The following is an 11,197-nucleotide window of genomic DNA, read 5'->3' as shown; positions in this document are numbered from 1 at the left end:
TCGGCGCCCATGGCGCGGGCGGGGGAGAAAGGGGGGTGACGGGCGCGGGGTCGATGCCGTGCGCCCAGGCGTGCACCCGGCGCGCGGTCGCCGCGCCGAGGATCCGCTGGAGCGTGGCCTGCGGCGCGGCGGCGATCCGCTCGGTGCTGTCGAGCCCGTACGCGCACAGGGCCCTGGCGGTCGCGGCGCCCACGCCGGGCAGGGCGATGGGCGGCTTACGGGCCAGGAAACCGGCGACGGCGTCGGGGTCGCCGGGGACGGTACGGACCGCGCCGGGCGTGTTCGGCGGGGCGTCGTGGGCGGCCATGCGGGCGAGCATGGGGTTGGCCGCGACGCCCACGGTGCAGTCGACGCCGTACCGGGCCAGCGCCCGTACCCGTACGATCTCCGCGAGCCCCGCCGCGTCCCGCCCGAAGTACCGCAGCGCACCCCGGACATCGGCGAGCGCGGCATCGGGCGGCAGCGCCTCCACGACGGGCGTCACCTCGCCGAGCAGCGCGAGCAGCCCCTGATAGACATCCTCGGCGAGCGGCGCGTCGGCCCTGGAACCGCACGTACAGCACATGCGGCGCCGGGGTGACGGCGGCCGTCGGGGGCGGGGATTCGTCGGTCGGTTTCGTGCTCATCCCGCGCTCCCCGGGCTCGAGTGCCACAGCTTGCGGCCGGTGCCGGACTGGTCGCCCGCGGGCCTGAGGTCGGCCCAGGGGTGCATGGCGTAGCCGGTGGACAGCTGGATGCGGCGACCGGAGTCGGCCTCGGCCTCGCTCTCGTCGGGGCCCGTGCCCGCCAGCTCGGCGGCGACCGCTTCCAGGCCGCCTTCGCCGCGCAGCCGGGCCAGTTCGGCGAGGTTCCAGACGGCCGAGCCGACGACGCTGAGGCTGCGCGGGCCGCGGCGCTGGACGACGCCGCGCACCAGCAGCAGCCAGGAGTGGAAGACGGTGTGCGCGCAGGCGGCGTGGCTGTCGTCGAAGAAGGCGCAGTCGACCAGGCCCGTGCCGTCGTCCAGGGTGGTGAAGATGACCCGGCGGCCGGAGCGGATCGGCGGGGTCTGGGTGGCGGCCTTGGCGCCCGCGACGAGCACCGTCTCCCCATGCCGGGCCGACCGCAGCCGCTTCGCGGGCATCGCGCCCAGCTCGTCCAGGAAGGTCCGGTGGTCGGCCATCAGATGGCGGGAGACGTCCATGCCGAGGATGCCCAGCTCGGCGCCGAGGCGTTCACCCTCGTCGAGGTCGGGCAGCCCGGCGGGGGCGGGCGGGCCGGTTTCGGCCAGCAGCAGCTGGCCCTCGTCATGGGTACCGGCGCGCTGCCGGTGCAGTTCGGCGATGTGCAGCAGCAGATCGCGACGGCCCGCACCGAACGCGTCCAACGCCCCGACCTGGGCCAGCCGTTCGGCGACGGGCCGTCCCGGGTGGGCGCGCAGCCACAGGTCCTGGAGCGAGGAGTAGGGCTGACCGGCGGCGATCCGCCGCGTCTCGGCCTCGCTGATGCCGTGGACGTCGCTCAGCGCCAGCCGGACGCCCACCTCACCATTCTCGGACATCAGTTCGATCCGATAGTCGGAGCCCGAACGGTTCACATCGAGCGGAAGGATCGGCACGCCCCGCCGCCGCGCGTCCGCCAGCAGCAGTCGCTTCGGGTACATCCCGGGGTCATGGGTGAGCAGTCCCGCGTAGAAGGCCGCCGGATGGTGGGCCTTGAGCCAGGCGGACTGGTACGTGGGGACCGCGAAGGCCACCGCGTGCGCCTTGCAGAAGCCGTACGAACCGAACGCCTCGACGATCTCCCAGGTACGGCCCAGCACCTCCGCCGAGTACCCCCGCCGGCCCGCCTCGGCGTGGAACCAGGCCCGCACCCGGCCCTGCCGTTCGGGGTCGGACAGGGCGCGGCGCGCCTCGTCGGCGAGGTCCCGTTCGCATCCGGTCATGATCGACAGGATCTTGATGATCTGCTCGTGGAAGACGACGACCCCGTAGGTCTCGCGCAGTGCGTCCTCCAGGTCCGGATGCGGATAGCGGGCGGGGCGGCGGCCGTGCCGGGCGTCGATGAAGGGGCGCACCATGTCGGCGGCGACCGGGCCCGGCCGGAAGAGCGATATATCGACCACGAGGTCGTGGAAGGAGTCGGGCTGGAGCCGGCCGAGGAGATCGCGCTGGCCGGGCGACTCGATCTGGAAGCAGCCGAGCGTCTCGGTGGAGCGGATCAGGTCGTACGTCGCCGGGTCGCCGGGCCTGACCTGCGCGGGGTCGTCGAGGTCCACGGTCTTACCCGTCGCCCGCCGGATCTCGGCGACCGCGTGCGCCATCGCGGACTGCATCCGCACGCCGAGGACGTCGAGCTTGAGCAGCCCCAGCTCCTCGACGTCGTCCTTGTCGAACTGCGACATGGGGAAGCCCTCGCCGCTGGTCGGCACGATGGGGGTACGGGCGAGCAGCCCGGCGTCCGAGAGCAGCACCCCGCAGGGGTGCATGGCGATGCCGCGGGGCAGGCCGTCGAGCGCCTCGACCAGCTCCCAGAGCTTGCCGAAGCGTTCCTGCTCGGCGGTCGCCTCTCGCAGTTCCTTCAGCTCCGGCAGTTCGGCGAGCGCCGCGCGCGCGTCGCGGGCGCGGATGTGCGGGAAGGACTTGGCGAGCCGGTCCACCTCGGCCGGGTCCATACCGAGGGCCGCGCCCACGTCCCGTACGGCGTGCCGCACCCGGTAGGTCTCGGGCATCGAGACGGTCGCGACCCGCTCCGCCCCGAAGCGGTCGAAGATCGCGCGGTAGACGTCGAGGCGGCGCGCCGACTCCACGTCGATGTCGATGTCGGGCAGCGCGGCCCGCCGCACCGACAGGAAGCGCTCCATCAGCAGACCGCAGGCCACGGGGTCGGCGTGGGCGACGCCGAGCAGATGGTTGACGAACGAGCCCGCGCCGGAGCCCCGGGCGGCCACCCGTACCCCGAGCGCCCGGGTGTCGTCCACGACCCGGGCGACGGTGAGGAAGTACGAGGCGTACCCGAGCCGTTCGATGGTGCGCAGCTCGTCCTCCAGACGCCCCCAGCGCGCCCGGTCGCCGTCGTAGCCCCGCAGCACCATGGCGGCGGCGCAGCGCGACCGCAGCACCCGCTCGGCACTCCGCCGCCCCGCCCCGACCAGGCGCGGTTCGGGGAAGTGGACGGTGCCGAGGCCGATGTGGTCCTCGGGGTCGACCAGGCACGCGGCGGCGGTGCGCGCGGTCTCCTCCAGCAGCCGGTGGGCGCCGTCCCGCCGCTGACCGGCCGCCTCCGCGATCCGCTCGGCGGCGCGCGCCATGTCGCGCGGGCCCTTGAGCCAGCGTTCCCCGCTGTCGAGCGAGGCGGGATTGCGCGGGTCGATGGGGATGAGCCTGCGGGCGGAGTCCAGGACGTCGGCGACCGGGCCCTCGCCGGGGTCGGCGTAGCGGACGGCGTTGCTGAGGACGGCCCGGACGCCCTGGTCAGCGGCGAAGCCGACGGTACGGGCGGCCAGCCGCAGCGAGCCGGGCCCTGTGCCGGGGCGGCCGTGCCATACGGCCTCGAGACGCAGCGCGTCGCCGAACAGTTCACGCCAGGGGGCGAGCAGCCGCGCGGCCCGGTCGGGGCGTCCGGCGGCCAGGGCGCGGCCGACGTCGGAGTCCGGGCCGAGGAGCGCGATCACCGGGGCGAGCGCCCCGGGGGCGTTCAGCAGATCGCGCCAGTGCAGCAGGGGCGGCCCGTCGCCGTTGGTCCGGGCGGAGCCGGGGTGGCCGAGCCCGGCGTGGGCGGCGGAGACCAGCCCGCACAGCGCGGCCCAGCCGGCCGCGCCGTCCCGGGCGAGGAAGACCGCCCGGGGCGCGGACTCGTCGATGAACGCCCCGCCGCGCACCGGCGTGCGCCGCCGGGCCGTGCGCCCGGGGTCCGGCAGTTCCGCCTGGACGGCCAGATCCACCCCGAAGAGCGGCCTGACCCCCGCGGCCTCACTCGCCCGGGCGAACCGCACCGCTCCGGCGAGGCTGTCGCGGTCGGTCAGCGCGATGGCGTCCATGCCGCGCTCGGCGGCGCGCGCCGCCAGCCGCTCCGGGTGCGCGGCGCCGTACCGCATGGAGAACCCGGAGGCGGTGTGCAGATGCGTGAAGCCTGGCATCCGCACCTCCTGCTGGTCACACCCCCTGGCCGATCCTGCTCTGCTCGTCCTCCCCGGCCCCCACCTTAACCCCATTCTCGAACAAGCGTGCGAGTGACATCGGACGGACACCGACCACCCCTCGCGGCGCTTCCATATACACCATAATCATGCAAATCCCCCCTTCATTCCGCGTGTCGCATCCCGGGAAATCGGCCATCGCCACCCGTATGCTGATCACCATGACGGAGCCGACCCTGCTCGACCTGCTGCGGGAACAGCGCACCGGCGCGCTCGTCACCCTCAAGCGCGACGGCCGCCCCCAGCTGTCCAACGTCGCCTACAGCTACGACCCGGCCGAGCGCCTCATCCGCATCTCGGTCACCGACGACCGCGCCAAGACCCGCAATCTGCGCCGCGATCCGCGCGCGAGCTTCTACGTCACCAGCGGCGACCGCTTCTCCTATCTGGTGGCCGAGGGCGACGCCGAGCTGACACCGGTGACGACCGACCCCCACGACGCCACCGCCGACGAGCTGGTCGAGATCTACCGCGCCATCCAGGGCGACCACCCGGACTGGGAGGAGTTCCGCGCCGCGATGGTGGCGGACCGCCGACTGGTGGTGCGGCTGCGCGTCTCCCGCGCGTACGGCTGGGGCCGCCACACCGGTCCGCTCAGCGGCGGGCTCGACTGACTCGTCCCGTTACGGTCGGCTTGCCCTGGCAGATTCTCGCTCTGCCGTCACTCACGCACCGACACCCCCGGACCACTCCTCATCCGAGCGCGCTTGAATCGATTTGAGCGGCGCTGAACTGTCGTTCGATGGCGCGGCACACCGGTCACACTCCCCCGGCCCGCACACCTGCCCGCACCCGGTCGACACGCGGCGTTCCCCAGGGCCACACCCTGCACACGCGACAATGAGCCACCGAATGACTACTTGCGGCGACCGGAAGTGCTCGATCAACGTGCGTTCCCGATGCGCGGGGCGTAGAACTCCGTCCGGTATCTGCAAGCACGAACAAGGGAGTGTTCGATATGCGGAAGACGACAGGGGCGATCGGCGGCCTCGGAGCCGCGCTGGCCATGAGCGCCGCGCTCGGACTGGGGGTGAGCGGTACGGCCCACGCCGAGCCCGCGACGCCGAAGAGCCTGTACCCGCCCTCCGCGCTGGTCCTCACCGTCGGCTACGGACCCGACGACGCGTCCTCGGTGGCCGTACAGCGCGCGGTGACGCTGAGCTGTCAGCCCACCCCCACGGGTACCCACCCGGCGCCCGCCCGAGCCTGCGCCGAACTGCGCGCCGTGAACGGCGAGTTCTCCACGCTGACCGAGGCGACCGAGTCCGGCCGGATGTGCACCAAGGAGTGGCGGCCGGTGACCGTCACCGCGGAGGGCATCTGGGACGGTCAGCGGGTGTCGTACGAGCACACCTTCGCCAACAACTGCCTCAAGAACGCGGCCGTGACCCAGCTCTACGAGTTCTGAGCCGCCGACCGGGCCGAATGAGCGAAGCGAAGGCCCCCGGACACCGTCCACGGGTGTCCGGGGGCCTGTCCCTGTGCGGGCGCGTGCCGCGAGCTGTCGGTGCGTCAGCCGATCTTGGCGCCGTACGCCTCCAGCGCCTCCGGCACCGGCTGGAAGAACGTCTCGCCGCCCGAGGAGCAGTCACCGCTGCCGCCGGAGGTCAGACCGAGCGCCGTGTCGCCCGCGAAGAGCGCGCCGCCGCTGTCGCCGGGCTCGGCGCAGACGTTGGTCTGGATGAGCCCGCTGACCGAGCCCTCCTGGTAGTTGACGGTGGCGTCCAGGCCGGTGACCTCGCCGTCGTGCACCTGGGTGGTGGAGCCACTGCGCTTCACCTTCTGGCCGACGGTGGCCTCACCGGCCTTGGAGATGGCCTGGCTGTCGCCGTTGTAGAGGTTCACCTCGCTCGGGTGCGCGACGTCCTTGGTGTACTTGACCAGGCCGTAGTCGTTGCCGGGGAAGTCGCTGCCCTCGTTGGCCCCGATCTCGTCACCGCCCTGCGAGTCGGACCAGCTCTTGATGGACTCGGTGCAGTGACCGGCGGTCAGGAAGTACGGCTCGCCGTCCTTGACCACGTTGAACCCCAGCGAGCAACGCCCGCCACCGCCCCAGATGGCGTCGCCGCCCGCCAGGAAGGTGGAGAACTTACCGGCCGAGCGCTTCACCTCGACCTTGTCGCCCAGGCTCTCCGCGACCTTGTTGAGCGTGGCCATCCGGGCGCCCTTGACACTGCTGTCCGCGGTGACGACGACCTTGTTGGCTCTGGGGTCGACCGACCACGAGGTGCCGGGAATGGTCGCCTTGTCCTTCAGGGTGGTGCGCGCCTGCTTCAGCTGGGCCAGCGTGTGCTCGACCACCTTGGCCTCGGCGCCCGCGTCGCGGACCCGCTCGGCGGCGGCCTTGTTCACCACGTTGACCACGAGCTTCTTGGCCTTGGCGTCGTAGTACGAACCGACGGCATCACTCTTGAGCGCAGAGGTCAGGGTGTTCGCGAGCTTGCCCGCGGAGTTCACCGAGAGCGTCTGGGCTTGCGGCTCGGTGGGGGCGGCGTTGGCGTTCTGCAAGGTGAGGGCGGCGGCGGCCAGAGCCATGACTCCGGCCCCGGCAAGGGCGGCACGGCGCTTGGGTATGCGGCGGTGCTTCAACTCTCGGTCCTCCAGTGGGGGGTTGGGCCGTTGGCAGTGGGGTGCCCGGCCCGGAGGGCGTACGGCACGGGGCGCGCCTGCCCGTGCGGGAGCGCGTCCATGCCAAATTGCGCCGCCGAGTATTCCCAGCGCGGCAGGGGGCGCACAAGACCGCGTTCACGTCATCTGCGTGAAATTTATGGAGCGTAGATCCTCATATCAGGACATGATGGTGCCCGCGCGCCTCGAACGGGCACGCGGGCACGGGGTTGATGCGCGGGTCAGCGCTCCACTACACGCTCCGATTCATGCTTCGGTTCGCGCTCCGGTTCGCGCTCCGTCAGCCTGGGGACGGCCGGAGCGGGCGGGACCGCCTCCTGCGCGGCGGGCGGAGCCGCCTCCTGCGCGGCGGACTGCCCGGCGGACACCGGTTCCTTGGCGCCGCCGCCGTTCGCCCGGGCCGCCTCCGGGGGCTGCTGGCCTCGCTCCAGGAAGCGCAGCAGCTCCACCGGGATGGGCAGAACCAGCGTGGAGTTCTTCTCGGCGGCGACCGCCATCACCGTCTGGAGCAGCCGCAGCTGGAGGGCGGACGGGGTCTCGGACATCTGCGCGGCGGCCTCGGCGAGCTTCTTCGACGCCTGGAGCTCCGCGTCCGCGTTGATCACCCGGGCCCGGCGCTCCCGGTCGGCCTCCGCCTGGCGGGCCATCGACCGCTTCATGGTCTCCGGCAGCGACACGTCCAATGATCTCGACGCGGTCGATGTGGACGCCCCAGCCGACGACCGGGCTGTCGATCATCAGCTCCAGCCCCTGGTTGAGCTCTCCCGGTTGGAGAGCAGATCGTCCAGATCGCTCTTGCCGATGATCGAACGCAGCGAGGTCTGGGCCATCTGGGAGACCGCGAAGCGGTAGTCCTCGACCGCGACGATCGCCTCGGCCGGGTCCACGACCTTGAAGTAGACGACCGCGTCGACCCGCACGGTCACATTGTCGCGGGTGATGCCCTCCTGGGCGGGCACGGGCATCGTCACGATCTGCATGTTCACCTTGCGGAGCCGGTCGAAGACCGGAGCGATCATGGTGAAGCCGGGCCCCCGGACATCCGAGCGGAGCCTTCCGAGCCGGAAGACCACCCCCCGCTCGTACTGCTTGACCACGCGGGCCGCCGCCATGGCGCAGACGACACCGGCACAGGCCAGGATCACCACCACTGTCACGAGTGCATCGAGCATCACGGCCACCTGCCGTCCGTATCGCGAACGATGCCCCACCCGGGGTACCGATGTCCACGATAGTCCCGCTCCGCCCGACCTGGGAGACCTGTGGAAAACCGGAGAACCCCCGCCCGGAAGGCCCGGGCGGGGGCATGCGTCGATCGGTGCGCCAGCCGTGTCTTCTTCTTAGTGGACGCTTTCTTAGTAGACGCTCACGCCGTACGCGTTCAGCGCTTCGACGACCGGCTGGAAGAACGTGGTGCCGCCTGAGGTGCAGTTGCCGCTGCCGCCGGAGGTGAGGCCGAGGGCGGTGGAACCGGCGTACAGGGGGCCGCCGCTGTCGCCGGGCTCGGCGCAGACGGTGGTCTGGATCATGCCGTACACGATGTCGCCGCCGCCGTAGTTGACGGTGGCGTTCAGCGCGGTGACCCGGCCGCTGTGGGTGCCGGTGGTGCTGCCGCGCCGGGTGACCGTCTGGCCGACGGTCGGGTTGGCGGCGCTGGTGATGTCCTGGCTGCCGACGGCGCCCTGGGGGGTGACCGAGCCGCTGTACCGGACCAGACCGTAGTCGTTGGTCGGGAAGCTGGAGCCGGACGTGGGGCCGATGGTGGTGGTCTTGCCGGAGTTCGACCACCAGGTGCCCGCACCGTCGGTGCAGTGGCCGGCGGTGACGAAGTAGTTCGCCCCGCTGCTGTTGCGTACGTTGAAGCCGAGCGAGCAGCGCCAGCTACTCGCGTAGATCGCGTCACCGCCGGAGATCAGCTTGTTGATCTTGCCCGGGGTGCGCTTGATCTCGATCGCGTCGGCGTTGGTGCCCGCCGCGTCCTTGATCTTGGCTATCTCGCTCTGGGAGACGGTGCTGTCAGCGGTGACGACCAGACTGTTGGTCGCCTTGTCGACATACCAGGCGGTGCCCGCGACATCGGCGTCCAGCACGGCGTCGCCCGCCGCCTTCGCCTCGGCCGCGGTGAAGGTGCGGGCCGCGTCGTTCCCCGCGTAGGCGGCGGGGGCGACGAGCGCCGTCCCGGCCACCAGGGCAGAGGTGGCGGCGAGGAGTGCGATGCGTCTCGCCCGGGAGCCGTGGGGGGTAGTGCGCTTGATCCTCAACTCTTCCTCCGAGGGAATCGGGGGTCTGCTTGGGTGGGCAGGCCCGTGAGGCGCAGTCAGCGAGCACGTCGGACGGGAGTTTCCGACGTGCCCCTGACAAGCGCTGCCCGGAAGTATTCGCGGCCACGACCGCAAAGGGCAAGAGGACAATTCGGAAAGCCACCGGGCACACGCCACATGGCCCCGGCGCCTTTCGGCCGCCGGGGCAGTGCGCCCTTCCCCTCGGGCACCCCGTGAGACGACCGCTGTGGCCGCCGGGTTCCACTTGGGACCCCGCCCCGTGGCCCGGCCACCGTGCGGTCGCCTCCGGTACCGCCTACTCCGGGGCGGCCGGGCGGGAAAGCCCCAGATGGTCGCGGAGGGTGTGGCCCGTGTACGCGGTGCGGAAGACGCCCCGCTCCTGGAGCAGCGGAACCACCCGGTCCACGAACTCGTCGAGCCCGCCGGGGGTCAGATGCGGCACCAGGATGAAGCCGTCGGCGGCCTCGTCCCGTACGAAACGCGCCATGTCCCCGGCGACCGCCTCCGGGGTGCCGATGAACGACTGCCGCCCGGTCGTCTCGATGACGGTCTGCCGGATGGACAGCCCCTTCTCCTCCGACAGCGCCCGCCACTTGGCGGCGATCGCCAGCGGATCGGCGTGCCGCACCCGGCCCTGGACCAGCTGGGAGCCGGGGTCCGGGTCGATGTCCGGAAGGGGACCGTCCGGGTCGTATCCGGACAGGTCCACCCCCCAGACCTGTTCCAGGGTGAGGATCGCGGTCTGCGGTGAGACCTGCTGCCGCCGGATCTCGGCGGCCCTCTCCTGGGCCTCGGCCGCGGTGTCGCCGAGGACGAACGTGACGCCGGGCATGATCTTCAGATCCCCGGGCGCCCGGCCGTACGCCGCCAGCCGCCGCTTGACGTCGGCGTAGAACGCGCGGCCCGCCTCCAGGCCGCCGTGCCGGGTGAAGATGATGTCGGCGGCGGAGGCAGCGAACTCCCGGCCCTCGTCGGAGTCCCCGGCCTGGATGACCACCGGATGACCCTGCGGGGAGCGCGGTACGCCGAACCGCCCCTCGATGTCGAACTGCTCGCCCCGGTGCGCGAACGGGCGCGGCGCGCCGCCCTCCGGCCAGGAGTCCCACAGCTCGCGCGCGGTGGCGACGAACTCGGCGGCCCGGGTGTAGCGGTCGGCCCTGTCGAGGTAGCCGCCGCGCCGGAAGTTCTCGCCGGTGAACGCGTCGGAGGAGGTGACGACGTTCCAGGCGGCGCGGCCCCCGCTGAGGTGGTCGAGGGAGGCGAGGCGGCGGGCGAGTTCGTACGGCTCGTTGAAGGTCGCGTTGACGGTGGCGGCCAGACCCAGCCGGTCGGTGACGGCGGCGAGGGCGTTCAGCACGGTGAGCGACTCGGGCCTGCCCAGCACGTCGAGGTCGTGGATGCGGCCGCCGTGCTCCCGCAGCCGCAGTCCCTCGGCGAGGAAGAAGAAGTCGAACAGACCGCGCTCGGCGGTGCGCGCCAGATGGTCGAAGGAGGAGAAGTCGATCTGGCTCCCGGACCTCGGATCCGTCCACACCGTGGTGTTGTTGACGCCGGGGAAGTGCGCGGCCAGATGGATCTGCCGGGGCTGCTGTCGGTCGTTCACAGGGCTGCCTCCCTCGCGCGGGCGTAGCGGTTGGCCGGGCGCGGCAGCCCCAGGTGCTCGCGGAGCGTCGTACCGGGATAGAAGGTGCGGAACAGCCCGCGGTGCTGGAGCAGCGCGACCGTGCCGTTGACGAAGCGCTCCAGGTCGCGGCGCGGGACGACGGGGGTGATGTGGAAGCCGTCCACGGCACCGGCGTCCTGCCATCCGGCGATCAGGTCCGCGAGGTCGACCGGTCCCCCGCGGTACAGCGGCGGGGCACCGTCCAGGGCGGTCAACGGGCCCTGGGCCGGGGCGGGTTCGGCCGCGCGTTCGCCGTCGCCCAGGTCCACCGCGAGGGCGGCGAGCACGGTGAGCGCGCCCGGGTCCCGGCCGTACGCCGCCGCGCGGCGCCGCAGTTCGTCCCGGATCCGGCCCGCCGCCCCCGCGTCGGTCGCCCGTACGTAGGCCACGTCGGCGTAACGGGCCGCGGTGTCCCAGGTCACCGGGTCGGTGGCGGCGACGGCGACC

The 11,197-nt window shown here is 72.3% G+C and carries 6 protein-coding genes and 3 pseudogenes; 2 read left to right on the top strand and 7 right to left on the bottom strand.

The window, feature by feature from the left end:
- Both SSOG_RS35340 and SSOG_RS35335 read right to left on the bottom strand, forming a co-directional pair.
- Positions 1–626, bottom strand: a pseudogene (locus tag SSOG_RS35340) (Y-family DNA polymerase); the annotation flags it as partial.
- Positions 623–4,117, bottom strand: coding sequence for a DNA polymerase III subunit alpha (locus tag SSOG_RS35335; RefSeq protein WP_039939420.1), 3,495 nt, complete (start codon positions 4,115–4,117; stop codon positions 623–625). The gene SSOG_RS35335 and the pseudogene SSOG_RS35340, both read right to left, overlap by 4 nt.
- A gap of 221 nt (positions 4,118–4,338) precedes the next feature.
- Between SSOG_RS35335 and SSOG_RS35330 the strand changes: the two genes are divergently transcribed.
- Together SSOG_RS35330 and SSOG_RS35325 are read left to right on the top strand one after the other, a co-directional pair.
- Positions 4,339–4,791 (top strand): PPOX class F420-dependent oxidoreductase, encoded by a 453-nt coding sequence (locus SSOG_RS35330; protein ID WP_009719062.1) that lies wholly within the window; start codon positions 4,339–4,341, stop codon positions 4,789–4,791.
- Positions 4,792–5,135: 344 nt separating this feature from the next.
- Positions 5,136–5,585, top strand: a complete 450-nt coding sequence (locus tag SSOG_RS35325) for a subtilase-type protease inhibitor (protein WP_039939416.1) — start codon at positions 5,136–5,138, stop codon at positions 5,583–5,585.
- Positions 5,586–5,689: 104 nt separating this feature from the next.
- Here the strand turns inward: SSOG_RS35325 and SSOG_RS35320 are convergent, their stop codons facing one another.
- From SSOG_RS35320 to SSOG_RS35300, 5 genes and pseudogenes are all read right to left on the bottom strand, one after another.
- Entirely contained in the window at positions 5,690–6,766 is a 1,077-nt protein-coding gene (locus tag SSOG_RS35320; RefSeq protein WP_039939414.1) for a S1 family peptidase, read from the bottom strand.
- A gap of 260 nt (positions 6,767–7,026) precedes the next feature.
- Positions 7,027–7,977, bottom strand: a pseudogene (locus SSOG_RS35315) (slipin family protein).
- A 183-nt stretch (positions 7,978–8,160) separates the two neighbouring features.
- On the bottom strand, positions 8,161–9,066 hold the full coding sequence (locus SSOG_RS35310) for a S1 family peptidase (protein WP_009719058.1): 906 nt from the start codon (positions 9,064–9,066) through the stop codon (positions 8,161–8,163).
- Between the two features lie 316 nt (positions 9,067–9,382).
- Complete coding sequence (locus SSOG_RS35305; RefSeq protein WP_009719057.1) at positions 9,383–10,690, bottom strand: NtaA/DmoA family FMN-dependent monooxygenase; 1,308 nt, start codon at positions 10,688–10,690, stop codon at positions 9,383–9,385.
- Positions 10,687–11,197 (bottom strand): annotated as a pseudogene (locus tag SSOG_RS35300) (LLM class flavin-dependent oxidoreductase); the annotation flags it as partial. The gene SSOG_RS35305 and the pseudogene SSOG_RS35300, both read right to left, overlap by 4 nt.

Source organism: Streptomyces himastatinicus ATCC 53653, from assembly GCF_000158915.1.
Lineage (GTDB): Bacteria > Actinomycetota > Actinomycetes > Streptomycetales > Streptomycetaceae > Streptomyces > Streptomyces himastatinicus.
Note: the sequence above shows the minus strand (reverse complement) of the source record. Positions and strands in the feature narration are given on the sequence as shown.

Coding starts and splice junctions, on each gene's coding strand:
- SSOG_RS35335 (WP_039939420.1), bottom strand. CDS start 4,117: ATGCCAGGCTTCACGCATCTGCACACCGCCTCCGGGTTCTCCATGCGG.
- SSOG_RS35330 (WP_009719062.1), top strand. CDS start 4,339: ATGACGGAGCCGACCCTGCTCGACCTGCTGCGGGAACAGCGCACCGGC.
- SSOG_RS35325 (WP_039939416.1), top strand. CDS start 5,136: ATGCGGAAGACGACAGGGGCGATCGGCGGCCTCGGAGCCGCGCTGGCC.